Annotated in this window: 30 protein-coding genes, 1 pseudogene and 1 riboswitch; of the genes and pseudogenes, 17 read left to right on the forward strand and 14 right to left on the reverse strand. The window is 40.4% G+C overall.

Going from position 1 to position 24,796, the window contains the following annotated elements:
* The first annotated feature begins 176 nt into the window (after nt 1–176).
* From G636_RS20800 to hxsA3, 4 genes are read left to right on the forward strand one after another with little or no spacing between them, the layout of a single operon-like run.
* Nucleotides 177–485, forward strand: a complete 309-nt coding sequence (locus tag G636_RS20800) for a hypothetical protein (protein WP_242826906.1) — start codon at nt 177–179, stop codon at nt 483–485.
* The gene (gene hxsC / locus G636_RS17085) at nt 482–1,585 is read left to right on the forward strand and encodes a His-Xaa-Ser system radical SAM maturase HxsC (protein ID WP_051226435.1); all 1,104 of its coding nucleotides are present in this window, start codon (nt 482–484) and stop codon (nt 1,583–1,585) included. The genes G636_RS20800 and hxsC overlap by 4 nt, the downstream gene beginning before the upstream one ends.
* Nucleotides 1,582–2,976 carry a His-Xaa-Ser system radical SAM maturase HxsB gene (gene hxsB / locus G636_RS0102885; RefSeq protein ID WP_051226437.1) on the forward strand — a complete coding sequence of 465 codons (1,395 nt, stop codon included), beginning with the start codon at nt 1,582–1,584 and terminating at the stop codon, nt 2,974–2,976. Before hxsC ends, hxsB begins: the two co-directional genes overlap by 4 nt.
* The gene (hxsA3, locus tag G636_RS19300; protein WP_051226440.1) at nt 2,973–3,662 is read left to right on the forward strand and encodes a His-Xaa-Ser repeat protein HxsA3; all 690 of its coding nucleotides are present in this window, start codon (nt 2,973–2,975) and stop codon (nt 3,660–3,662) included. The genes hxsB and hxsA3 overlap by 4 nt, the downstream gene beginning before the upstream one ends.
* Before the next feature lie 54 nt (nt 3,663–3,716).
* Here hxsA3 and G636_RS0102900 read toward each other — a convergent pair whose 3' ends face one another.
* The 4 genes from G636_RS0102900 to G636_RS0102915 all read right to left on the reverse strand — a co-directional run bounded on the left by G636_RS0102900 (nt 3,717) and on the right by G636_RS0102915 (nt 6,528).
* Nucleotides 3,717–4,274 (reverse strand): hypothetical protein, encoded by a 558-nt coding sequence (locus tag G636_RS0102900; protein ID WP_026506797.1) that lies wholly within the window; start codon nt 4,272–4,274, stop codon nt 3,717–3,719.
* Between the two features lie 149 nt (nt 4,275–4,423).
* A complete protein-coding gene (locus tag G636_RS20970) occupies nt 4,424–4,549 on the reverse strand; it encodes a hypothetical protein (protein ID WP_256379602.1) in 126 nt (41 codons plus the stop codon).
* 173 nt (nt 4,550–4,722) lie between these two features.
* Nucleotides 4,723–5,535, reverse strand: coding sequence for an SH3 domain-containing protein (locus G636_RS0102910; RefSeq protein ID WP_026506798.1), 813 nt, complete (start codon nt 5,533–5,535; stop codon nt 4,723–4,725).
* A 60-nt stretch (nt 5,536–5,595) separates the two neighbouring features.
* On the reverse strand, nt 5,596–6,528 hold the full coding sequence (locus tag G636_RS0102915; protein WP_026506799.1) for a DNA/RNA non-specific endonuclease: 933 nt from the start codon (nt 6,526–6,528) through the stop codon (nt 5,596–5,598).
* 69 nt (nt 6,529–6,597) lie between these two features.
* Nucleotides 6,598–6,673: riboswitch (cyclic di-GMP riboswitch) on the reverse strand.
* A 208-nt stretch (nt 6,674–6,881) separates the two neighbouring features.
* On the opposite strand from G636_RS0102915, the gene G636_RS0102920 reads away from it, so the two are divergent.
* A complete protein-coding gene (locus tag G636_RS0102920; protein WP_242826907.1) occupies nt 6,882–7,649 on the forward strand; it encodes an ion transporter in 768 nt (255 codons plus the stop codon).
* Between the two features lie 162 nt (nt 7,650–7,811).
* Here the strand turns inward: G636_RS0102920 and G636_RS17100 are convergent.
* Nucleotides 7,812–8,138 (reverse strand): annotated as a pseudogene (locus tag G636_RS17100) (TipAS antibiotic-recognition domain-containing protein); the annotation flags it as partial.
* A 107-nt stretch (nt 8,139–8,245) separates the two neighbouring features.
* Between G636_RS17100 and G636_RS0102930 the strand changes: the two are divergent.
* Both G636_RS0102930 and G636_RS0102935 read left to right on the forward strand, forming a co-directional pair.
* Entirely contained in the window at nt 8,246–8,545 is a 300-nt protein-coding gene (locus G636_RS0102930; RefSeq protein ID WP_330363887.1) for a BrnT family toxin, read from the forward strand.
* Nucleotides 8,532–8,858, forward strand: a complete 327-nt coding sequence (locus tag G636_RS0102935) for a BrnA antitoxin family protein (protein ID WP_026506802.1) — start codon at nt 8,532–8,534, stop codon at nt 8,856–8,858. The genes G636_RS0102930 and G636_RS0102935 overlap by 14 nt, the downstream gene beginning before the upstream one ends.
* A gap of 85 nt (nt 8,859–8,943) precedes the next feature.
* Here G636_RS0102935 and G636_RS0102940 read toward each other — a convergent pair whose 3' ends face one another.
* From G636_RS0102940 to G636_RS20190, 5 genes are all read right to left on the reverse strand, one after another.
* Complete coding sequence (locus G636_RS0102940) at nt 8,944–9,594, reverse strand: ABC-2 transporter permease (RefSeq protein WP_026506803.1); 651 nt, start codon at nt 9,592–9,594, stop codon at nt 8,944–8,946.
* A gap of 1 nt (nt 9,595) precedes the next feature.
* Nucleotides 9,596–10,441 (reverse strand): ABC transporter ATP-binding protein, encoded by an 846-nt coding sequence (locus tag G636_RS0102945; RefSeq protein ID WP_026506804.1) that lies wholly within the window; start codon nt 10,439–10,441, stop codon nt 9,596–9,598.
* Nucleotides 10,441–10,815 (reverse strand): GntR family transcriptional regulator, encoded by a 375-nt coding sequence (locus tag G636_RS0102950; RefSeq protein WP_026506805.1) that lies wholly within the window; start codon nt 10,813–10,815, stop codon nt 10,441–10,443. Before G636_RS0102950 ends, G636_RS0102945 begins: the two co-directional genes overlap by 1 nt.
* A 206-nt stretch (nt 10,816–11,021) precedes the next feature.
* On the reverse strand, nt 11,022–12,128 hold the full coding sequence (locus tag G636_RS0102960; RefSeq protein ID WP_026506806.1) for a radical SAM protein: 1,107 nt from the start codon (nt 12,126–12,128) through the stop codon (nt 11,022–11,024).
* Entirely contained in the window at nt 12,128–12,280 is a 153-nt protein-coding gene (locus G636_RS20190) for a hypothetical protein (protein WP_155832308.1), read from the reverse strand. The genes G636_RS0102960 and G636_RS20190 overlap by 1 nt, the downstream gene beginning before the upstream one ends.
* A gap of 165 nt (nt 12,281–12,445) precedes the next feature.
* Here G636_RS20190 and G636_RS17105 point away from each other — a divergent pair, with 165 nt between their 5' ends.
* A complete protein-coding gene (locus G636_RS17105) occupies nt 12,446–13,042 on the forward strand; it encodes a DUF3990 domain-containing protein (protein ID WP_051226445.1) in 597 nt (198 codons plus the stop codon).
* Here G636_RS17105 and G636_RS0102975 read toward each other — a convergent pair.
* The gene (locus G636_RS0102975) at nt 12,999–14,054 is read right to left on the reverse strand and encodes a hypothetical protein (protein WP_026506807.1); all 1,056 of its coding nucleotides are present in this window, start codon (nt 14,052–14,054) and stop codon (nt 12,999–13,001) included. The two genes, G636_RS17105 and G636_RS0102975, sit on opposite strands and share 44 nt — an antisense overlap.
* 534 nt (nt 14,055–14,588) lie before the next feature.
* On the opposite strand from G636_RS0102975, the gene G636_RS0102980 reads away from it, so the two are divergent.
* Entirely contained in the window at nt 14,589–16,274 is a 1,686-nt protein-coding gene (locus G636_RS0102980) for a glycoside hydrolase family 13 protein (RefSeq protein WP_026506808.1), read from the forward strand.
* 250 nt (nt 16,275–16,524) lie between these two features.
* On the opposite strand, the gene G636_RS0102985 is transcribed toward G636_RS0102980, so the two are convergent.
* A complete protein-coding gene (locus tag G636_RS0102985; protein WP_026506809.1) occupies nt 16,525–17,577 on the reverse strand; it encodes a tyrosine-type recombinase/integrase in 1,053 nt (350 codons plus the stop codon).
* 54 nt (nt 17,578–17,631) lie between these two features.
* Nucleotides 17,632–18,156, reverse strand: a complete 525-nt coding sequence (locus tag G636_RS17110) for a helix-turn-helix domain-containing protein (protein WP_051226447.1) — start codon at nt 18,154–18,156, stop codon at nt 17,632–17,634.
* Nucleotides 18,157–18,318: 162 nt separating this feature from the next.
* Between G636_RS17110 and G636_RS0102995 the strand changes: the two genes are divergently transcribed.
* The 5 genes from G636_RS0102995 to G636_RS0103015 all read left to right on the forward strand — a co-directional run bounded on the left by G636_RS0102995 (nt 18,319) and on the right by G636_RS0103015 (nt 21,654).
* Entirely contained in the window at nt 18,319–18,555 is a 237-nt protein-coding gene (locus G636_RS0102995) for a hypothetical protein (RefSeq protein ID WP_026506810.1), read from the forward strand.
* Between the two features lie 129 nt (nt 18,556–18,684).
* The gene (locus G636_RS0103000) at nt 18,685–19,659 is read left to right on the forward strand and encodes an AAA family ATPase (RefSeq protein ID WP_026506811.1); all 975 of its coding nucleotides are present in this window, start codon (nt 18,685–18,687) and stop codon (nt 19,657–19,659) included.
* 107 nt (nt 19,660–19,766) lie between these two features.
* Complete coding sequence (locus tag G636_RS0103005; protein ID WP_026506812.1) at nt 19,767–20,000, forward strand: hypothetical protein; 234 nt, start codon at nt 19,767–19,769, stop codon at nt 19,998–20,000.
* A gap of 207 nt (nt 20,001–20,207) precedes the next feature.
* The gene (locus G636_RS0103010; RefSeq protein ID WP_026506813.1) at nt 20,208–21,287 is read left to right on the forward strand and encodes a plasmid recombination protein; all 1,080 of its coding nucleotides are present in this window, start codon (nt 20,208–20,210) and stop codon (nt 21,285–21,287) included.
* Between the two features lie 91 nt (nt 21,288–21,378).
* Nucleotides 21,379–21,654, forward strand: a complete 276-nt coding sequence (locus G636_RS0103015; protein WP_242826908.1) for an ArsR/SmtB family transcription factor — start codon at nt 21,379–21,381, stop codon at nt 21,652–21,654.
* A 27-nt stretch (nt 21,655–21,681) separates the two neighbouring features.
* Here the strand turns inward: G636_RS0103015 and G636_RS0103020 are convergent, their stop codons facing one another.
* Nucleotides 21,682–22,719, reverse strand: a complete 1,038-nt coding sequence (locus tag G636_RS0103020; RefSeq protein WP_026506815.1) for a YeiH family protein — start codon at nt 22,717–22,719, stop codon at nt 21,682–21,684.
* 127 nt (nt 22,720–22,846) lie between these two features.
* Between G636_RS0103020 and G636_RS0103025 the strand changes: the two genes are divergently transcribed.
* The 3 genes from G636_RS0103025 to G636_RS17115 all read left to right on the forward strand — a co-directional run bounded on the left by G636_RS0103025 (nt 22,847) and on the right by G636_RS17115 (nt 24,790).
* Nucleotides 22,847–23,731 (forward strand): LysR family transcriptional regulator, encoded by an 885-nt coding sequence (locus G636_RS0103025; protein WP_026506816.1) that lies wholly within the window; start codon nt 22,847–22,849, stop codon nt 23,729–23,731.
* Between the two features lie 65 nt (nt 23,732–23,796).
* Nucleotides 23,797–23,964, forward strand: coding sequence for a hypothetical protein (locus G636_RS20195; RefSeq protein ID WP_015550812.1), 168 nt, complete (start codon nt 23,797–23,799; stop codon nt 23,962–23,964).
* Nucleotides 23,965–24,118: 154 nt separating this feature from the next.
* Nucleotides 24,119–24,790, forward strand: a complete 672-nt coding sequence (locus G636_RS17115; RefSeq protein ID WP_081668237.1) for a helix-turn-helix domain-containing protein — start codon at nt 24,119–24,121, stop codon at nt 24,788–24,790.
* Nucleotides 24,791–24,796: the final 6 nt, after the last annotated feature.

The raw sequence follows: 24,796 nt of genomic DNA on the forward strand, positions 1-24,796 counted from the left end.
GGGCCATTTTAGCTATCAACTTAAGTTTTATACTTCTTATATCCTCATTAAAGATCACTCAAAATAAAGTCTTTGTAATCGGAGTATTGTTGTTTTCAATTATATTATCGCCAATAACAAATGTTTGGTTTTTCAGCCATAACCGATTGCAGTACTTTATCATAATAAGCATTATTATGATAATCAAAATAATAATCAGCGAATACAATTATACCACTATTCCTACTTCCGAAGTCAAAAAAGGAATGATTATATCAAGCTTTTCATCAATAGTAATGTCAAATTCAAAAATTAAAGGATTGCCACAAATATCACACGAGGACATGAGAAGCAGATTAACGCAAGAAGAAGCTGATGCAATAATACAATGGGGTAAAACTAAAGGCAGTCTCAAGACAATTCAAATTGTCCGCAAGATGCCTTTTGCTATTTTTATCTTTTTGGGACTTCTTATCTATTCCACTATATGGGGGATTAGTAATTGAATACTTCAATACTTGGCTTTAATGGAAAAAATAATATATACAAGATATCATTCAGCAGTAACACCAATGTTATAAGTCCTTCTTATAATGTTCTTTTAGTATCAGGAACCCATATAGTCATTCCACATGAGCAGCTTCGTTTTGAGACTGACTACAATAGTTATTCAATTCTAAACGAGTTAGGAGAAGGTGCGTGCATAGAACTAGATACGCACGGAAAAATCTGCAGTACTTTTGGAAAAAACAACGATAACACTTTGTATATCACTGATAAATGCAATTCAAACTGCATAATGTGTCCAATGGCGGAGCCTGCACGCAAAAATGGACAATCAACACCATTTGAAATACTAGATGAGTTGATAGAGTATATGCCTTGCAACATGGAGCATTTAACAATAACTGGGGGTGAGCCTTTTTATATCAGAGAAAAAATGTTTGATATACTAACAAAATTAAAGTCAGGAAATAAGGCACACTCATATTTATTATTGTCAAATGGTCGTATATTTGCAAATCAGAACTATTGTCACATGCTAGCCGGAAGTGTCCCTGAAGATTTCCTAGTTGGCATACCGCTACACGGTCCAAATCCTGTAATTCATGACACAATCACCCAAACCCCAGGTAGTTTTGAACAAACAACAAATGGAATTAAGAATTTGTTATCAACTCAAATGATGTCGGTTGAAATCAGAATTGTTGTAAACAAAATCAACGCCCCATACCTTTTAGAACTAGCTCATTTTATAATTCTTAATTTTCCTTCAATACACAGCATCAAATTCATGGGTATGGAAATGCTAGGAAATGCAATTATTAATTCAGACAAAGTATGGATAGATTATAAAGATGCTTTTTTATACATTAAACCAGCTATTAATCTTCTTATATCAAACGCCATAGATGTTGCTATTTATAATTTCCCGCTTTGCTTTGTTGACCGCCCATACTGGCACATATGCATGAATAGTATAACAAAACACAAAATCAAGTATTCAACGTTTTGTAATGATTGCATCGAAAAAAAAGCGTGTGGAGGAATGTTCACTGGAACAGATAAATATTTATCTGATAAAGTGCAACCAATAACATTATGATCAATTATTTCAATTTTAAAAGATTTGAAAATGATTACCTTATTACTAATGATTTTGGGCGATATAGCTTTGTTGATTTACCTACCCTCAAAAAGCTTATACAAGGAAATGAACATGAAATTTCAGATAGCGCTATCCAAAGACTCTCTACGGATTTCTTTATTATTGACGAACCGAGGCAAAGTTATCTTGAAAAAAGCATTCCACATATACGAGATATAAAAAATCACCTTCTTCAACCTACCAGTCTGTTTATTTTTGTATTAACCAATACGTGCAATCTCAACTGCGTATATTGCCAAGCCCAATCAGAGAATAGCGCCATCAAAGGATCAATGACAGAAGAAATTGCTGAAATGGGTGCAGAAATAGTACTACAATCCCCATCTCCATCTATTAATATCGAATTTCAAGGTGGAGAACCCCTAATCAACTTCCATATAATTAAAAAAATCATCGATTATGTCGATACAAACAATAGTAACAAAAATATTACTTATAGCCTTGTCTCCAATTTGTCACTGTTAACTGACGAAATAGCTGATTACCTTGCAGATCACAAGGTTCAAGTTTCTGTCTCATTGGACGGAAATGAATTTATACATGACAGCAATCGTCCTTTTCGTTTAGGAGGAGGTAGTTTCGCAACCGTTCAAAAAGGTATTGAAAAGCTAAGAGCGCGTAATCTAAACATAGGAGCAATTCAAACCACAACCAAATTGAGCTTGACTTATCCAGAAGAAATTGTCGATTCATATATTCAACTTGGTTTTAACAGTATTTTTATACGCCCACTTACCAGACTGGGATATGCAAAAGACCACTGGGATACGATCGGTTATTCTCCTGAGGAATTTGTTTCGTTTTATAAGAAATCATTAGACCACATATTAAAATGCAACTCCAGTAAAATGGTATTCAGCGAAGGACACGCCACTATTTTCTTAAATAAAATACTACATCATTATTCCAATAACTATATGGAACTTAGATCACCATGCGGTGCATCAGTTGGACAGTTAGCTATCTACTATGATGGAAACATATATACGTGTGACGAAGGAAGAATGGTCGCTGAGATGGGAGATAACACCTTTAAATTGGGTACTGTTTTCACTTCAGATTACGACAATTTAATGGATAGCAATGTAACCAAAGCAGTGTGTACAGCAAGTTGCCTTGAATCTATTCCGGAATGCTGTGATTGCGTATATCAACCATTTTGTGGAGTATGTCCAGTAATAAATTATGCGCTTGAAGATGATTTATTCCCAAAGATTCCACATGGCAGTAGATGTTCCATTTACTCCGGTATGTTAGATTGCATTTTTAGTATTCTTCACAAAAAAGATGCTGAAACAATTGATATCTTAGAAAGGTGGTTACAATGAAAGATGAATCAAAATTCCCTAAAATAGGAAGAAGCATTGAAAACTATTTATTTGACGAGGAAGGAAATATATCTAGAAATAAAATACTTGCAGTAGGCTCTTTAGTTATTCTGCTAAGTGTACTATATTCGATGGATGCATTTGCTGCTCATCGTTCGCACTCCTCACATAGATCGCACAGTTCTCATTCATCTGGTACAAGATACAGTAGCAGCCACTCCTCACATGTTTCACACCAATCTCACCAATCTCACGTATCTGGTTCAGGACACAATTCAGCTCACAACAATGTAGCTCCGTCAACAACCACAACTACAACTGGAGGAACATCTTCATCCGTAGGTAATAATTCACCCTCAACTGTAAAAGCCGCAATTGTTAGTGCATTGGATGCTTTTCCTTCTACATCTGGATGGGATAGTATTTTCAATGCAACTTATTATGCTGAGCATAATGCTGACGTTGTAAATGTAGTAGGAAATACCTCCGAAGCGCTATTAAAGCATTTCAAAGATTACGGAATGGCTGAAGGACGGCAAGGATGTGCAGAATTTAACGTTGAATACTACAAAGGTAATTATGCAGATTTAGTAAAGGCCTTTGGAACAGATCTGAAACAGTATTACATCCATTATAAAGATACAGGAAAAGCTGAAGGACGAGTAGGATATACAAAACTCCAATAAATAAGGTCACAAGATAAGCCTTAGCAAAAGCTAGGGCTTATCTTGTTTAGTATATCAATGATACATAATATATATTTTTGCATCCGAAGCAAAATAGTCTGAAGAATCGAAGGAATTATCTCCATCAATAGATATACTATCTATTGTGTTTTCTTTGTTAATCAGCCATCCTGCATCATCCAAATCAATGGGCATAATATTAGTAAAGCCAGCGCTTTCTAATTGCAGGATAACTACCTGATAATCTTTTCCTTTAATATCATCTGATGACTGGCCTATTTTTATCATTCCTGCTTCAATAGATTTTCTCGCATCTAATTCATCTTTTAAAAATAAAGCAGCGCCAAAAACGACTAATAATCCATATAATGCAACTACAATTTTGAATTCGGTATGTTTTCGTTGATTATCCCTATCTTTTCTGCGCTCCAATTCAACAGCCGCATCATCTGTATATCTTTCGTGAATATTGATATTGTGCGTTATTGTGTTCTCGGTATCATCCAGAAGAAATTGTCCTCCACAAAAAGGACAATATATATTCTTTTTTCCATTAATATTCATATCTATATTAGCGCCACATAACGGGCATTTGATATTAGATATCCTCATAACACACCCCTTATTATACCTATTGCTCAATAAGATATCAGATAAATATCGAGGAATTCCAACTCACCATTCATACACTTGTAAAAACAAAAATATATCTTTGTTTCAAGCTATCTCTGTAGATACGGTAGCCTTAACCACGCAGAATGTTATATTGCTTTTTCTTGACTCTCTATATATGTTGAGTCACTTCTAGCCATTCCGATAATACAATGAACTATTGATACTGAAACTATTATCCCGTTTTGGTTGAATGATTTTTGGCCTTTTTTCATGACAGTTTTCCTCTAGAATGGGAACAGATCTTTGCAGAAAGATCTTTTACCATTTTAAATAATCAATATTCACTATTCATATCGGACTCAGATATTATTTTAATTATTCATTTTCATATAAAAAGAAGCAGTAACATCTTACTGCTTCTTGGCAACCAACAGTATTACCTCTATTAATGACACCTTTTACATGGTGTAAAACCATTTTCCTCCGCACGTTCAAGAGTAACCTGCATTGGTCCATCCATATTACTACAGGTAGATTTGGAGTGATATTTTTTTCCGCCCTTTGTTGGAATCCAGACCAAATTGCCTTCTGTATCTCCCTCGTCAGGAACAGTTACATGTACAGAAGGCTCACTGTTCTCAGAAGATCCTGCTGCCATGCTCACTTCCTCACTATCACTTGAAGCCGGAGCCACCTCCTGAACAAATGCCTTTTCCTCTGTCAATAGGCTCCCCTTTACAAAACCATCTTCTCCATTGTAATCAATCCTATACCACCCATTATCAACTTTTCCAGTTATAACAACCTCATCGTTTTGAATTACTGTACCAATTTTCTTATCATCTTGATCGGGACCACTTCTGACATTAGCAGTAGTGGCTACATACATTATCATACTCAATTCAGATATACTGTATTCGGGTTCAGGTATAACCTCATCATCTTCTTGTAATATATCCTCAGTTTGAGCATTTAATTCAGTTGAATCTTCAGCATCAGATTCGGTATCTTCTATCAGAATTAGCCCTTCTTCCGAATCGTTTTCCTCTAAATCATCTGTATTTGACTCTTCCTCCGTCTGACTATCATTCAGAATTGATTTTGTAGATTCATCAGCGATTTCATCGCTTACACTTTCAGTCTGCTCTGAAACAAGTTCGCTGTTAGTAGTTTCAACATCAGAAGCATCAACATCTCCACACCCCAATAGCGACAATACGAGCATTGCTACTAGTCCTAAAGTTATTTTTTTCCTCATCTTAATAAGCCTTCTTTCTTGATCAATTTTCTTCTTTGAACAAACACTACTCACCATTTCTTATGGATTGCATCTCTTGCAAGGTGTATACCCTTGCTTTACAAGGTCATCCCTGCTGCCGTCATAATATAGCTTATTCTTTTCTTTCATATCATTTACGCTTCCGCAGCTTGCGTAATGAAATTTCTTTGTATTCTTATTAGCTACATAGCTAGTCTGGGTATTCGATTTAGTTTTTTCAGACTTTGTTTCTTCAACAGCTGACTGTTTTCGCTCAACAGCTTCAACTACATAGTTCTCATCAAGCTTATTGCTTCCATCTTTATAATTGATCAGCACTCCAGGCTGAACATTGTAACAAAAGACGTTAAAAGATACCCCTTTTCCGGAATCTTCTACAGATAAAGCTTCAATTTGTACTCCAGAGCATAGCAGATTATCCTTTTCATAATATGGCGTAACCCTATAAAGCACATGATTACCTGTATTCTTAACATAGTCTGCAACTATGTTCTCATAAGGCAACATTCCGTCTATATTAAAATATCTGGTGCCTGTTATAAGATTCTTCTCATTTGCGTTTTCGCCCGTCAATTGGAAGCCTATCAAATGGCACCTATTGTAGAGATATGGCGGTTCAGAGTCAACAATCCCTGGATACTTATTCTGATTCCATCCTGTAGGCTTCACCATCCCGATAGACCCACGTTTCTCTGTTGGCATCAAATCTGTCCCAATACATGCAGTAGCCTGAGTGCATCTTCCCAGTTTATCAAGCTCCCCGTACGTTTCATACGACTCGCTAATGATCTCTTTCTTGGCAAAAGATGGAATATTCTTATTTATCTGAACAGCTGGTATCCCGCTATATGTCGGAATACTATTAGATGCACAAGCAGAGGAACCTGACATAATAAGTACAACAGAGATACTAACAACAAGAGTCAGTATCCTTGTTAATAATCTGTTTTTTGCTCTATTAAACACCTTCATTCTGTCCTCCTTGACTATCATTTCTCAGTCATACAAAAAAGACACTGCAGTCGCAATGTCTCTTGTGAAAATTGCAACTGGCTGACTCATGCGAGTCCCTATAGCATTGTGTCGCCGGATCACTCCGGTTTTACCAACGTATTCTATTAGGTTCCATTGTATTATCCCAATAGTATTTCGTCAAATACTCTGGTTTTTTTAGTGTAATAACTCTATTCTTTCAACTATTAAATCAGTATTTTTACATCCTTATGATATTTGTATCACCACTACATGAAGCCAACAAATATATAATAGACATTTCACACCCAAAAGATAGTATCATATATTTATAAACGTATTGGCAAGGAGATATGAAAACTATATTTGGAGGTTTTATGCGCAAACAAATATTTAAAATCATTGAAATTGCTAATGAGGATGATAAGATAAGTTCTTTATATGACGCAGTTATGCTTTTGGCAATAATAATAAGCATTGTCCCACTTGGCATTAAGCAATCTTTAACTGTATTTTTTTATACAGATATGATTACAACTACCATTTTCATAATTGATTATTTTCTCAGACTTATTACAGCAGACTACAAGTTAAATGAAAAGTCTGCAATTGCATTCGTAAAATATCCCTTCACTCCATGGGCAATAGTAGATCTCATCTCTATTCTGCCAACATTAACAGTACTAAATCCTGGTTTTAAACTCTTCCGTTTACTTCGTATTGTAAGAACTCTACGTGTTCTGAGAGTGTTCAAAGCCTTTAGGTACTCAAAAAGCATTAAAATAATCGCAAGAGTAATTCAGAATTCTCGTGGGCCTTTGATTGCTGTTTGTACTCTTGCAATCTGTTACATTCTCATATCTGCGCTAGTAATATTCAATGTAGAAGCTGATTCTTTTGATACACTTTTTGATGCTGTTTACTGGGCCACAGTGTCACTTACTACTGTAGGCTATGGAGACATTTATCCCATCACTACCGCCGGACGCATAATAACCATGATTTCTTCTATGTTTGGAATCGCTGTTGTTGCCCTTCCTGCTGGAGTTATTACAGCAGGGTATTTAGAAGCACTTACTGAAAGCAAAAAAGATACTGCCCCTACATCAAATAAAGATTAGCTTCTCCGGCTGATATTATGATACCTCTATAACGGCTAACAACAATGATTTCTATAATCCGTTATTACTTTGAACACCTTTATCCATCAAGTGAATTCCAATCAAGAAATATTATCTATAGTAAGAGCCGGATAGGATAGTTATCTATTCCGGTTCTATGCACTATTTCCCGCAATACTCTTCGATTGCTCTGCATACAAATACAGCAGTACCGTCTCCGCCCATCTTATCTATGTTCTCTGTAAACTCTCCTCCTGCTGCATACATCTTTCCAAGGCCTAAAAGCACCTCATCAGAACACTTATAGAAATGGTCCGTAATAAACTCCTGTAACTTTTTAACCTGGCCTTGTACCTTTTCAGATGTAGGCTCCTCTTCCTTCATAGAGCCAAATTCTTCAAAGACCTTCGAAAAGTCTGCCATTATACTTTGTTCGTCCTGTTTCGTGCGGCCCTTGCCTTTATCTTCAAATTCCTTATATTCCTGTGTGCTTCCCCACTGTTATTTTGCTCTCTTTGCGTATTCATCTGTGTATTAGTATGAACCAGATTGCGTTGCAGATTTGCATTGCAATTATGTATTGCAAATAATATAATATGGATATGGAAGAACTAATATTTGAATGGGACGAAGAGAAAGAACAAAAGAATATCAAGAAACATAAAATTGACTTTTCTACTGCAGCACATGTATTTTCAGATAACTGTCGTTTAGAAATGTATGATGGAAAGCATAGTGATAATGAAGACCGCTACAAGGTTATTGGGTCCATAAATGGCCACCTGATGATCATAGTTGTTTCATACACTATGAGGAATAATGACAAAGTGATCCGGATGATATCCGCAAGAAAAGCTGAAAAGGAAGAGAGGGAAGAATATTATGGCAACTATTAGAAAAAAAATAGATGTATCTGCAGAACTAACATCCGAGCAATTGAATATGCTAAAAGAAGCCGAAAATACCGAATATGTATTCGACAAAGATAATCCGATTCTTTCCAAGGAAGAGCTTGCTCGGTTTAGAAGAGTCTCGGATCTTATCAAAGAAGAGCGTGAAAACAACCAGAAGCAGAATGTCACACTGAGATTATCTCCTAGAGCATTGCGAAAAGCAAAATCATTTGGCAAGGGATACACTAGCATTTTAGCAAAGATTATAGAAAAGGCTTTAGATAATCCTGAACTTACAGAGTTGCTGATGAAATAACTCAACAATGGGAGTGTCATACCAATTAGTATGGCACTCCTTTATTTATGCATAATGCAAGCTATTATTTACAATAATAGCCCCTTCAAAACTCCTTCTTCTCCACTATCCTCACGCTGCACAAATAGGAGATCCCGGTTAAGATAGCGGCTCCTGCGAATACAAGGAGTATGGATGCTGCTACCGGGAGCCCGTCCAAAGCTTTGGCCACTGCTGCCAAGGGATTTACAGAAGACTTTATTACTGAGCTTCCTGCCATTACCACAACTACGATCGCGCCAAAGAGTACCGCCAGGGCGAGCCTGCCCTTTTCTGTGCCGAAATAGAGCTGAAGAGGGATCATGATCGCAGCCACCATATATATGCAGGGCACCACAGTGACAAGCATAGGGATCTCGCCAAGGCCCGCGCCATTATTACGGATCAGATCCAATATCCCATATACCAGTATTCCAAAGACCCATGCGCCAATGGCCATGATCAGATTGAAGAGATACTTTTCCCTCACATAAGTCCTCCTATCGAAGGGCATGGTAAAGATAAAGGCCATTCCATTGTCATACTCATCATAGCTGATCGTGCTGGTAGCGATGATCATAGCCAGCATTGTGACATAGGACACCACAAAAGAGCCCTTCATTGACAATCCCATAAACAGTGCCATGAGCAGGAATATGGCTATTGTCTGCTTTCTCACCAGTGTCAGTCTCAGATCTTTTTCTATAAGTCCGCGCATCTTAATTACCTCCAGTCATCATCAGTATCAGATCATCTATACCACTATTCTCAATGACTATACCCGGATTATTCTCAGCATAGTAATGCTTCTCATTGGTAAAACAGCTATAACCAAAGCTGTCCTTCCTGCTGCGGAGGATGTAGCTCTTATCCAGCTGCTCATATGCTTCTTCGCTCACCTTGAGCACTCCGTAGTTATCCAGGATCGCATCGGTATCCTCATGAAGGACCACCTTCCCGTCATGGATCAGATAGATATCATCGCAGAGCCCCTCCAGGTCAGAGGATATATGAGAGCTGATGAGCACCGAGCGCTTATCATCCTCCCTAAGATAGTTCCTGATCATATCCAGTATATCGTTGCGCGCTTCCACATCCAGTCCCGCCGTAGGCTCGTCCATCACCAGGAGCTGCGCCCCATGACTCATGGCGATCAGAGCTCTTAGCTTGGCCCTCATACCTGTGGAGTATTCCTTGATCTGCTTATTCATAGGAAGCCCCTGCGCCTTGCAGCTATTTGTAAAAAAAGCTTCATCAAAAGCAGGATACATCTTCTTCAAGATGCAAATGATATCCCTTATGCTCAGGAGCATGCTAAAGCCGGAATCGGATAATGAGACTCCGATCTTTTCCTTGTCCCTGCTGCTAAGCCTCTCCGCCTCCACGCCGTTTATGGTGACATGGCCTCCATCGGGCTTTATAAGTCCCAGTATTGATTTGATGGTGGTGCTCTTACCTGCGCCGTTCTTGCCTACTATTCCGGTGACCCTGCCGTCAGCTATCTCCATAGACAGCTCCAGTTTGAAATTCCCATAATTCTTTACAAGATTCTCAACCTTTACCATCAGTATTCCTCCAATATGATCTTCACGATCTCCATAATATCTTCTTTGCTAAAGCCTACAGAACCGGCCTTCCTGATCGCAGCCGCAAAGTCATCCTCCACAGTCTTTCTCCTGGCCTCCATCGCCAGGGACTTATCAGTAGCAGCTACATAGGTACCTTTGCCATGTACCGTTACGACAAAGCCCTCTTCCTCCAGCTTGTCATAAGCCTTCTTCACAGTCAGGGCACTGATCCTGAGCTCTCCGGACAGTGCCCTGACAGAAGGAAGTGCTTCGCCCTCTGCCAGCTCGCCGCTTATGATCTCATTCTTCACCTGATCCATAAGCTGCTCATATATAGGAACCATAGAGTTGTTATTTAAAATGATATGCATGTCATTGTCCTCCACAAACAGCATATAACAGTATAGAACTGTTGTCAACTGTTATATGCTGTTATATGTAAAAAACCGGAGAATGCATTTACCGCATTCTCCGGTTTTTATGATCCAGTCATCATATAAGAGCGATCACATGGATCACATATATTCAGACCACTTTCCTTCTATATTTTCTGCTGATAAGATCTGCTGCCCACGTCTTATGCCTTAGCTGCAGCTCCGGACAGTATTGCCTCCACCTCTTGCCTCTTCTCATAGAGTACACAGCCGCCGTTGTGATCATCCGCCAGAACATCTCCCTCTCTAAGGGCTCTAAAGAGCCTGGAGTTCATAGCTTCTCTAAGGGAAGTATCCCTTACATTGATATCCGAATAAGGTGAAAAGGGACAGGGCTCAGCTCCTCCATGGGAATTGATATGAAAGAAGCCCCTGCCTGCAGCTATGCAGCCGCCGGAGCTCTTCTCATCTCCGGGGAAGGATACGAATACCATCTCAGGATGCTCTGCTCTCAGCCTCATGATCTCCTGCTTTAAATACTCGCGCTCTTCTTCTCCGGGAGCCAGCTCTCTCGCATCATCTGTAACAGGGACGAATTCTACGTATATCACAGCCTTGCAGCCTCTTGAGGACAGACCGCCTATAAAGTCCTCTGAAGATACGTCCCTTAGATTCTCAGTAGTCACAGTAACCGATGTGCCATAGATAAGGCCGCGCCTGTTAAGCTCGTCCATATTGCTGATGAGCTTATCATATATGCCCTCGCCTCGTCTGTGATCTGTTGCTTCTCTGCCGCCCTCGATACTCATGATTGGGATAAGATTCCTGCATTTGTCAAAGGTCTCAAAATACTTCTCTCCCATATATGTACCGTTGGTAAAGATAGGAAAGAGAATATCCTGTCTCTTGCCTGCTGCCTCTATGACGCCTCTTCTAAGGAGCGGTTCTCCGCCTGCCAGCAGGATAAAGCTCACGCCAAGGTCCCCGGCCTCCTCGAAAATATCCAGCCAGTCTTCATCGCTAAGCTGCCTTACAGGCTCTGTGTCCACCGTTGCATTATTACATCTGGAATAGCAGCCTGCGCAGTGAAGGTTGCAGCTGCTGGTGATGCTGGCTATGAGGAAGGGAGGGATATGCTCACCTTCTTTTTCAAGAGCTGCCCTCTTTGCGGATGCAACCTTTGATGCAAGGGCAAACCTGGCCATATAGGCGCTTTCCCTGGGGTTCTTAAGGGTAGCCTTGATGGCATCCGCCACCACTCGCTCAACACCCTTTGTCATATATTTCTGAATATCAAATTCCTTATCCATTACTGCTCATCCTTTTTTCTATTCTTGAGCCAGAAGTGACTGGCAGGCGCCTGGGGCATGGGCTCGCCCTTGATCAGAGCCTTGATCACCCTCCTGTGTATACCAAGGAGTGCACCCAGACAAAAAGCTATAATAAGCGCCAAGATCTTCATAAAACCTCCATACATTATATTTTGTACTATCGTATTGTTAGCAATCTGTGCTACCTATTATACTCCTTCCCGTTATAAAATCAAGTTATACAGATAGCAGACGCTTATGTTTAATAAATTTTTAATAGTAAGCAAAGAGTAGTATGCCAATATGCGAGGTGACATATGCTGCTATATCATACAGGTTTTGATGAGATCAGAGATGTAGACCTTCACAGAGGAAGAGCCAATGCCGACTTCGGGCAGGGCTTTTATCTCACAGATAACAGGGATTTTTCCATGCGCTGGGCCAGAGAGAGAAAGGGCAAGAAGACCCTCCTTAATATATACGAGCTTGACATAGACAGCTCCCTCCTTATCAAAGATTTTGACAGGGACGAGAGCTGGTTCTCCTACATTTATGCCAATCGCAGAGCCATGCCGGATAGCTTATCAGAATATGACATCATCAGAGGCCCCATAGCCTGCGATACTATTTATGATGTTATGGGTATCACCACCAGCGGCCTACTGACCAAAGAGGTCTCCCTAAAGCTCCTCATGCTGGGGCCCATCTACAGGCAGATCGTGATCAAGACTGACCGCGCTTTGGAGCATCTTCGCTTCATCAGGTCAGAGCTCATAACGAGCGAGGCTATCGCTCTTGCCAGGCAGCTTGTAGCAAGTGAGGAAGAGACTTATCAGGAAGAGTTTGCACGTGTGCTTGAAGAGGCAGAGTTCACAAAGTCTGACTCACCGCCAGTGCAAAAGATGCAAGATTAATGATCAGCGAAAATACCGCAAATACTATCTCTATAGGAACAACCGCAAAGCTGTCTTCCCAGAGTTTCTCTCTTATACTCTGCGTTTGATCATAATTACCATTCTCATCAAGCTTCATGGCAGTTTTCATTTTCCAAGCCTCTACAATACGATTAAGGAAAGCCTTGGGAAGCAGAAATATAATTATCGGCGAGATAAGGCAAGGTAATCCCGCGCAAAAAAGCATAATGTACAGATATAGTCTACTCTCTTCTTCAAAGTGTCCTCCAAGTCCTATACACGATAATAGAAGGAGTACATAAATCATAGCTATCACAAAGAATGATGCACTTACTCTGGTAGCCAGACTCACAAGAATCCTGAATTCCGTTGTAATAGACGGCTTATATTCGTTGTATGGCAATTCGTTTGCCTTTTTTGACAATTGTCTGACGAAGAAAGCAAAAAGCAAGCTATGATAGTAAGACATATAATTCAGAAAGAATCCTACAGTAATGAGTACAGCTATTACTGTAGGCCACGTAAAAGCTATGGCCGGAGCGCCGGAAATGATCCCTATAATATATTTAAAACAGCAATATCCCAGCTTATCAGCACAAATTAGTATCACCACGAAGTTACCCCACCAAGCAAAGATGTAAAGGAACTTAAATATAAGCCTGAAAAAATTCCATTTCGCAGGGAGCGCAGACAATTTCCAATTCTGTATTTCCGCATGAACCTGGGAATAAGCCTCGCTGGTATTAAAAAAAGATTGCGGATTCAGTTTATTAAAAGCTTCTGTTTTTTTGCCATTGAGATAAAACCATCCGTGGATCATTAAAAGGCTCAGAAAGAGCATACAAAAGTACCTTGTACCCTCATAATTACTCTTCCCGCCAAAAGGGGGAATACCGACTATAAGATCCTTGACAAACAAGGTCACAAGAAGGACATAACAAGTCATAAAGCCAAGGCATATCACATTGTTAACACCCTTTCTAGAGATATTTAAAGTAATGTTTTTTTCCATAGTTATGCCCTCCTTTTGAGACTAAATTTGCGCACAAAAATAGCAGTGCGAGTTACTGTATCATTAACTCCACTGCAAAATAGGGCCGGAAAGAAACACACTCACAGGCTGTTAAATATTTGGTGGAGTCAATCTCCTTATTAATTTTTCATAGAATTGCTTGCTATCCATTTTTAATCCTTTTTATATATTAATCCCTTAACAAAAGGCTCTTTTGACTGAATACAATTTATCACGAATACCTTGCAAAAACAACACAAAAAGCGCTTAATTATTACACAATATTTCTATATCAATTTTATATATAATCACAGTATTGCTAATTTAGAAAGAATTTATTATAGTATTACTTTGCCCTCAAAAATCCAATCTGTTTTTTCGCATAATAAACTCAATAGATGAAAATTTTCATATGTTATTTAGCCTTGTAAAGGCAGCACCAAAAACTAGACTTGTTGTATAATTATAGAGACAAAATCACACTGCATGCCCTGTTATGATTTGCAGTTCAATTAATTATTCCGGAGGTTTCTTATGGCAACACAGAAATGGTGGCAGAAAAGCGTAGTATATCAGATTTATCCCAGAAGTTTTCAGGACAGCAATGGAGATGGTATTGGTGATCTCCCCGGCATCACAAAGAGACTCCCTTATATCGCACAGCTGGGGGCTGACGTGATATGGCTCTCTCCCATATATGCATCTCCCAATGATGATAATGGCTACGATATCAGTGATTATCAGGCGATCATGCCTGAATTTGGTACTATGGATGATTTTGACCAGATGTTGGAGACAGCTCACAGCCTGGGGCTCAAGATCGTAATGGATCTGGTGGTCAATCATACCTCAGATGAACATAATTGGTTCAAAGAATCAAGAAAATCCAAAGACAATCCCTACAGGGATTACTATATCTGGCGTGATCCCAAACCCGGCATGAAGGGTGGCGAACCCGGTGCAGAGCCCAATAACTGGGGCTCATGCTTTGGCGGCAGTGCCTGGGAATATGATGAGACAACAGGTCAGTACTATCTGCATCTCTTCTCAAAGAAGCAGCCTGACCTCAACTGGGACAATCCCAAGGTCAGAGACGAGGTCTTCTCCATGATGACCTGGTGGCTGGACAAGGGCGTAAACGGCTTCCGTATGGACGTTATAAGCCTGATCTCCAAGCCCGAAGGACTGCCTGATGGTGTAGCAGGACCCACCGGCTTTGCAGGCCTTGATATCTGTGCTACAGGCCCTCACCTTCACGAATATCTCAGAGAGATGAACAAGCGCGTCCTGTCCAAATATGACACTATCACCGTAGGCGAATGCCCCGGCGTATCCGTTGAGGAAGCCAGGAACTATGCCTCCCTTGATGGCTCAGAGCTCAACATGATCTTCCATTTTGAGCACATGTCCACAGAGTTTAATACTCCTGCAGGCCGTTATGCCCTTAGCAAGGTAGAGCTCCCGCCTCTCAAGGCAGTCCTTGATAAATGGGAACAGGGCCTTGAAGGCTACGCATGGAACTCCCTCTACTGGAACAACCATGACCAGCCCCGTGCCGTATCCAGATTTGGCAATGACAGCGACGAGTACAGAGAGCTCAGCGCCAAGATGCTGGGCACCTGCCTCCATATGATGAAGGGTACTCCCTATGTATACGAAGGTGAAGAGCTGGGCATGACCAATTGTCCATGGAACAGCCTGGATGAGATCAATGATATCGACTCACTGAATAATGTGCGTCAGAACATAGCAAAGGGACTGATACGCGAGGAAGATGCCATCGAGATCATGCGCAGACAGAGCCGCGACAATGCCAGGACTCCCATGCAGTGGGATGATAGTGCAAATGGCGGCTTCACCACAGGTACTCCCTGGCTCCGCGTCAATCCAAACTATGTCTCTATCAATGCCAAGGAAGAGGTCGCCCGCCAGTCCTCAGTATTCCACTATTACAGAAGGCTCATAGAACTTCGCAAGAAGAGCGAGCTCATAGTACAGGGCGACTTCAGGATGCTCCTGCCTGACAGCAAAGAGATCTTTGCCTATATGAGGACTCTTGGAGAAGAAAAGCTCCTTGTAGCCTGCAACTTCACAGACAAGGACGTCTCATTCACACTTCCTGATGAATTTGAAGACGGAAGACGCATCATCGGCAACTATGAAGACGAGCCAGATAGCGGCGCGCTCCGTCCCTATGAAGCAGTAGCTATTCTGATCTGATAGAGGCTGCATATTACTAAATAGATCCAATATCCCCAAAGAACACCATACCTTAAAAGCAGCTCATCGCGCTCCTCAGTTCTCAAAGAGATAATCTTTCGAGATTTAAAAAGAATTTACAAACCTCAGAAACTCAGTGTTTCTGGGGTTTTTCTTTTATCTATAATTGTATTCAGTTGTGGTGAAACGCAGAAAATTTTGTACCGTAAACAGCGAGTAAACAGCAGGTAGACAGCAAAATTATCAAGTCTTAGATTTTATTTATTGCTTCTACCAGAGACTGGATATCAAGGTGTGTGTACACTTTCTCTGTCAGAGACATTGCTCCGGAGTGTCCTACGATTTTCTTGATCATTGTAGGATCCACATGAGCTTCCGCCAGCATTGATATGCAGGTGTGCCTAGTATCATGAGGATTGTGCTCCATCCCAAGGTTTTCTATTAGTGGTGTCCAGTAGCTGTCTTTATAGTTCCTGTAGGTGAATTTTTTGTTGTCATCTGTGTGAAGAAGGTACTCACAATCAGAGGATTCATACCAGGCTTTGTAGAATGGGAGAACCTTATCTGCTATAGGAACCTTTCTGATACCATTTTCAGTTTTACTTAGTATCACATCGAAATACTGTTCTTCGAGATGCACATTATTCTTTTCCAAATCCAGTAGTTCAGATATTCTACAGCCGTTATAAATCAGCATCAGTACTGTCTGGTAGAACGGATCATCCTTAAGTTCCCATAACCTGTCAATCTCAGCTTTTGAAAAGATATCTCTCTCAACCTTATTTGGATTTTTGTCCTTATACTTGAGGATATCTACAAATTCGGAATAGTCCTTGTTACAGATATCGTTCTTAAGGGCGTAATCGTAAAGCTGATTGAAAAGGACTTTGAGCTTACGGAGTGTAGGATAATTCTTTCCGCAGGTATCAATGACATTCTGAAGCTCTGCCAGCCTTATATCTCTAAAAGTTTTATTGTAAAGGGTGCCACATACGTTATATGAGGCTGTATACCCATGCACGTTGGATTTTGAGATGGTAGGATACTTTGCTTCAGACCAGGCATTATATACGTCTGTGAATGTCATTTTGGCTGCTTTTGTATCAAATGGATTCTGATGATAATCTGATAGCATTTGCAAGCCTTCCTGCTTGGTTTCAGCATATCCTATGACATTGTACGTCTGCTTTTTGGTACCTTTTTCCGGATCAATGGTCCATCCGGTGGTTACTCTTACCATATAGGGCTTTCTGCGTTTCCCGGACATTTTCATAACACTTCCATATCCGTTTGGTAATTTCAAATAATATCGACCTCCTTTGATGCTCAGGTAATTTATGAAAAAGGGGATAGTCCCTTAATCACCTTTCTTATCGGGCAATGCAACATTTGCGTAGTATGCTAGTTCTGTTTCAAACCAGTGATTAAATCTATCTTCATTTGATAGGCCTTGTTCAAGGCTTTCTCGTTCATCTGCGTATCTTTCCAGAAAAAGGCAGAGATCTGCGTTGTTTTCTGCTATTTCATCGTTTCCCATGAATTTAAGGCTACAGCTCCACTCTTCAGTTTTGGGCGGGCGATTTACGTCTATATTGAAGTGAAGACCTGCTTTTTTATTTAATTCGTTTAGAACATAGAGGACATCTGAGAGAGTATCTAAAGTGATGTTCTTCTTCTGATATCCAATAAGTTCTGCCGGGGAGATATTAAGAATATTTGCAATCTCATTCAGTATACCTATTGAAGGTTCTATTTCACCGCTTTCATATTTCTGTACGGTACGCATAGTTTTGCCTAGCCTGTTAGCCAACTCAGTCTGACTGAGGTGCTGAGCTTTTCGGGCCTGCTTAATTCTATTTCCAATATCAGATCCATTGTTCATTGTACTGACCTCCTTGTGTGAATTGTAACATGTAGCAATACGAATTGCAAGAACGTAATACGAATTTAAAATACATATTTTGTGTTGACAAATGAACTACTAAGACGTATTATCAAAATACGAACTGATAATTCGTACTTTAAAAGGGAGGAGGTGAAAAGTATGGAAGACAAAAAGTTATATGTAGAACTACCAAGATTTACCGGTAGAAATGTTCCTATAGCCGAGGTCGCTGAGGCAATGCACAAAGATGCGCAGTTTGTAAGAATTGGAATCCAACAGGGAATATTCAAATTTGGATATGCCATGAAGAAAGAGAATTCCAGTGAATACAACTACTATTGTCCAGATAGAAAGGTGTGGGAAGAGATTGGATACTTTAGTCCAGAAGCAGTCTAAAAAGAAAAAACTCTCTTGCTGGTAACAAGAGAGTAAATGAAAAGCCGGAGCTTTTGTGAATTCGATTAAATAAAGTATAGCAAGGGTTCCGGCCAAGTTCAACAAAAAAGTAAGATTGGAGGAATCTAAATGGAAACAAGCAAACCAGAATTAAAGCTTATCCAGATGTCAGATGTAGAAGCTGAAGAAGTTTCCTGGCTATGGTATCCGTTTATACCATATGGAAAGCTTACCATCATTCAGGGAGATCCCGGGGATGGAAAAACAACTTTTGTACTAAATGCAGCAGCGAAGTTATCAAAAGGAATTTCGTTAGATACAGGTCTGCAGAGTGAGGAACCAATAAACATCATATATCAGACAGCAGAAGACGGACTGGCTGATACGGTAAAGCCAAGACTTGAAGGTGCCGGGGCTGACTGCTCCAAAATCCATGTGATAGATGAGAGTGATAAATCGCTATCAATGGTAGATGAGAGAGTTGAACAGGCAATCATAAGGACTGGAGCAAAACTTTTGATTATGGATCCACTACAGGCATATCTCGGAGGCGGAATGGATATGAATAGAGCTAACGAAGCAAGAGATATGACTAAGAAGCTGGGAGCTCTGGCGGAGAAGTATAAATGTGCAATCATCCTAATCGGACACATGAACAAAGCTTCCGGAAACAAGGCAGCTTATCGAGGGATGGGATCAATTGACTTCTACGCAGTAGCAAGAAGTGTCCTGCTGGTAGGAAGGATAGAAGGAGAACCGGAACTAAGGGCAATAGTCCAAATAAAGAACAACTTAGCAGCATTTGGACATTCAAAGGCTTTCAGATTATCAGAAAAGGGATTCGAGTGGATTGGAGATTATGAAATAACCGCAGACGAAGTTCTCGGAGGAATTGCACCGAAAGCGAATAAGCAGGAAAAGGCGATAGCTCTTCTGAGAGAATTGGCTGAAGACCATAATATGATCCCAAGTAACGAGGCAGTAGAACTGGCTAAAGAAGAGGATATATCAAAAAGAACTCTGGAGATAGCCAAAAATGAACTTGGGATAAAAGCCAGGAGAATCAACAATACCTGGTACTGGATATTGAAAGAGAACGAATGATAATCAAGACCGCAACAATGTAAGGTATCTGAAGTTACACTCTTAAGATTGCAAGGTTGTAAAAAGATAAAGACACTGCATTGTTGCGGACTAGAAGAAAGGGACGAATGAAAAACGTACAGATATCACAAGAATTATTTATAAGGCTGGTACGATTACTGGTCTTTGAGTTTGACGAAGATACTAATCTGATCAAAAAAGAACTTGAAGACAAGATGGAAAAACTAGTGAGGCATGAAATCTATTCAAAGTTCAAGACAGCACCCACAGAAGAGGAGAGGGAAAAAGCTCGTCAGGACTACCTCGATATGGTGGGAATGCACAGGGATTTTAGATGGTGATTTCCCTTGATGGTTTGAACGGGAGCGTGACACGCTCCGGTAATAATCAGCCAAGGAATGAATGGTTTGGCAGGCGAGCGGAGCGAGCTTCCCCATAACGTGTCGTTATGGGTAACCCCCTATGGATAATGACATTACACATCATTATCCGGGGGCTCTCCGAGGGGCCTGCCGGCGGCAAAAAAATATTACGAAAGGAGTTTGTTTATGATAACAGTGACATTTCACATTTCATGTAAGAAGCATTCGCTCACTAAAACGCGAGATGTGGTTTCGGTGAGCAAACACAATCTTCGATTATTTCAAAGCGAAGAGTATAACGAAGAAATGATCGAAGTGGAAGTCGGGAGTGAAGTAAATGTTCTCGATGATGTAAAAGAGATTTATGAAAGGGAATTCTCTGAGGCACTTGCGGAATACAACAAAGGTAAAAGAAGTGACAGACAGATTCCTGACTATCTGGAGTATGTATCCGAAAGTAAAAAGAGTGATGTGGCTACGGAGGTAATTCTCCAAGTAGGGGATAAGGAATTCTGGGCAGATAAGACGAGAGAGCAGTGGAATGCAATGAAGCCACTCTTGAGAGATCAGCTTGAATATGTAAAAGAGATAGTTCCGGAATTCAAAATCGCATCGGCGGTAACACACTTGGATGAGGATTCACCTCATATGCACGTAGTAGGAGTTCCGGTAGCAACAGGATACAAACGAGGACTAAGCAAACAGGTGGCAAAAACAAAAGCGTTTGATCAGGAGAGACTAGAAAAAATACAAGATCTAATGCACGATTTTGTAGAGCATCAGATGATAGACCACCCGGAGATCTTTGGAGATGAAACCTTAAAGCCAAAGGAAAAAGGAAGGAATAGCGACTTCTCAAAAGAATTCTACTTAAGGCTAAAGCAGCAAGAATATGAAAAGCTGGAAGATAAGTGCCAGGAGAAGGAGACACAGATTGAAGCTCTGGACGGAACGGCTAAAGAAATGAAGGAGGACATTGAAAGCACAGTTAACCAATATGTGGACTCAGTGGTAAATACAGAAATGAAAAAGGAATTCATGAGATACGCAACACTCGAAAATCCTAAAACCACACTGGGAAAACTAGTCTCGAAAGCCTTCAGAACATTCAAGGAATGGTGGGATAAGACCAAGAAGCCTGAGGTAGCTGAAAAGGCTAAAACAAGCATTTTGCAAAAGCTAAGAGAAAGCCAGACGATAGTTGATCAGAGGAAGGAGCAGCAAAGTCCAAATCTTAATAGGAATAATCTAAGACCTGAGAGATGAATAACTGATAGTGCAATAGGCAGGGGCGTGAAAACGCCCTTGTTTTATGCACATAATATTGAACAGGATGGGTATTGGATACGCTGGTTTTATGAATGACAACAGAGAGTGCAAAATCTCATGTCCGGTTCTTCTGGTTTCTGATCAGGAGAAATGCGGATGTAAGCTTCTTGAAAAGTTTGATATTACACAGCCGACTCTCTCTCATCACATGAAGATACTTGTGGATTCGGGCTTGGTTAAAGACAGGAAAGAAGGTAAGTGGCACTACTATTCAATAAACACGGACATCATGAAGGAATTCTGTGGTTTTATAAAAACTCTCTGTAATGAAACCACCGGCAAGTGCTGTAAGGGAGAACCGTAATGTGGAACTTTATTCAGACTCAGGTCTTTACCATATCCCCATTACATGTTGCATCACAAGGCTTACAACTGTTATTCCGCCCCAGCAACAGCCACCAAGCAGTATCGGCTTTCCACCGGATTTAATGAGCTTGACCACGTTGCTGTTCAGGCCTATAGCAGCCATGGCCATTATGATAAAGAACTTGCTAAGTTCTTTAAGAGGTTTAAAAATATCCGAAGGTACTCCCATTCCCAAGCAAAGTGTTGTGATAATTGAAGCAAGAACAAAGAACACTATGAACATCGGGAATGCTCTCCTGAAGCTAAAACCGTTGGTGGTGCTTCCATCCTTTTTTGCTTCCTTTGCTCTCAGATAAGCAAGAACCAGTGTAATCGGAATGATTGCTAATGTCCTTGTAAGCTTCACTGTAACTGCCTTGTCCAAAGTCTGACTACCCAGGTTCCACATGCTGTCCCAGGTTGATGCAGCTGCAGTGACGGAAGAAGTATCATTAACTGCAGATCCCGCAAAAATACCGAAAGCCTCTCCTGTTGTGATATCAAAACCTATAAGCTTTCCCAGCGAAGGAAAAAGAAGTGCTGCCAGCACGTTAAAGAAAAATATCACAGAAATTGCCTGTGCCACTTCATCATCATCCGCATCAATGACAGGAGCCGTAGCTGCTATTGCTGAGCCGCCGCATATTGATGAGCCAACTCCGATAAGAGTAGCTGTGTTTCCTTTGATATTCATAACCTTATGAAGAATCCATGATAGGATAAGCGATGTTGAAATCGTGCAGATAATTATAGGAAGTGACTGTTTTCCGGTCTGAAGAACGACCGAAAGATTCATACCAAATCCAAGGAGGACAACAGCCGCCTGCAGAATTATCTTTGATGTAAACTTTATTCCATCAGCCGCCTTCCCCTTGTCATTCCAGAACAGGGCTATTATCATGCCCAGAATGATTGCAATCACCGCTCCGCCAACGACAGGGAAACGCTTTCCCAGGAGCCATGAAGGAACTGCAATAGTGAAGCATACGATTATTCCCAAATAATTCTTTTTCAAAAAATCCATCTCAAGACCTCTCTCACTTTCTAATCTGTTATTTCGCAGGTCTTATTATATTCTGTCTTTTGAAAAAGATAAAATTATATATTATTATGTAACCATAAATATTTTTTATTGTTATGGAGAACTGATTATGCTGGATTTCAGAATAGATACTTTCCTCTGCGTTTGCAGACACCTCAATTTCACCAAGGCGGCTAAGGAGCTGAATATTACTCAGCCCGCTGTTTCTCAACACATACATCATCTTGAAAATGAATACGGGACAAAGCTGTTTACTCAGGATGGAAAAAAACTTTTTCTAACTGACAACGGAAAACTCCTGTATAAAAAAATGAATCAGATAAAAAATGATGATGAAAGTCTCAAAGAAATACTTTCACAGAATAACCATGGCTTAAAAGACATCTCTTTTGGTGTCACCATGACCATAGGAGAATACATAATTGCTGATCCGATCAGTGATTACATAAAAAATCACCCGGATACTAATCTTAAGATTACATTTGGCAACACATCGGAGCTTCTTAAAAAACTCTCCGAGGGGGTTATAGATTTTGCACTTGTAGAAGGATATTTTCCTGAAAATGATTATGAAACGCTGCTTTTTAGCAAAGAAGAGTTCGTTTCTGTCTGTTCGGCAAAGCACTCTTTCACTCAGAAACCGCGCGTGATAAAAGATCTCTTTCCCGAGCGAATTCTTATAAGAGAACCCGGTTCAGGAACGCGCAATATATTAGAAAGAGCTCTTGCCTTGAACAATTACTCTACAAGTGATTTTAGGAATTTTATCCAGGTGGAGAACATGCATGCCATAATAAGCCTTATTGAAAAAGACTGTGGCATCACCTTTTTATATAAAGCAGCGGTTGCATCCGGACTGCAGTCCGGATATCTGAAAACAATCCCCCTTGACGACTTTAGGGTAAAACATGATTTTACCTTCATCTGGCCAAAAGATACTGTTTTCAGTGAAGAGATCCGTGCAATATGTGAGGAAATCCTACCGATGGCATAAACATTTTAGTAAAATGAATAACGATAAGCATACCTATTCTTAAAAAAGCATTTAATGAGGAAGAGATGACCGCACTTGCATCATGGGACATATCAGATCTATGGGCGAACTGGCAGGGCGCATGTATCAATAGTGGAAGCATCTGGTTTAGGGATGTGGATACTGAAAAGAAAGAGTTTAAGATCGTTTCATTGTTTGATCTTAGAGAGGCTGGAGGAGAAATAACGGATTAATTAGAGCTGTGGGTACATTGTGAACCTTTGGTTTAAGTCCCGTGTGCTCCGCTAAGAAAGATATATCGGAAGATAATAACTTCAACTCTACTCTCCGTAGGTACCATCATTAGAAAAACTGATTTACAATCTATGCATGGAGGTGAGAACGAAAATGAACCAATATGTTACAGGTGCAGTTATTAAGGAATTGCGAGAAAAGAACAAGATGACACAGCTTCAGCTGGCAGAAAGGCTGGGAGTAACTGACAAAAGTATCTCAAAATGGGAAAACCTGAGAGGATTGCCGGATATTACTCTGCTGGAGCCTATAGCGAAGGCATTTAAGATTTCAGTTACAGAGCTGATATCGGGTAATACCATTCACAATGCGAATGTATCCGCAAATATGCTGCGGTCGAAGTTCTATGTTTGTCCAATCTGCGGTAATGTGATACACAGTATGGGGGAGGCGGCTATCCATTGTCACGGTATCCAGCTCATGCCTTTAGAGGCGGAACCAACAGATGAGCGTCACATGGTCTTTATCGAGCGTGTTGAAGATGAATATTATGTGCGTATCGATCACAGCATGACAAAGGAGCATTATATTTCGTTTGTGGCGGCGGCTTCATCCGATGATATGCAGATGGTGAAGCTCTATCCGGAAGGGAGCGCTGAAGCACGGTTTAAGATCAGGGGAGTCAGAAGGATATTCTTCTACTGCAACCGTGACGGCCTGTTTTTGATCGATCCGGTAAAGGGGATTGATGACAAGGAAAGCGGTTATGATGATTCTCAAGAGAGAAGAGAACTGGAAAAGGCTGCAGATATGCTGTTTGGATAGTGTGAC

The sequence above is a fragment of the Butyrivibrio sp. MC2013 genome (assembly GCF_000424585.1).
GTDB lineage: Bacteria > Bacillota > Clostridia > Lachnospirales > Lachnospiraceae > Butyrivibrio.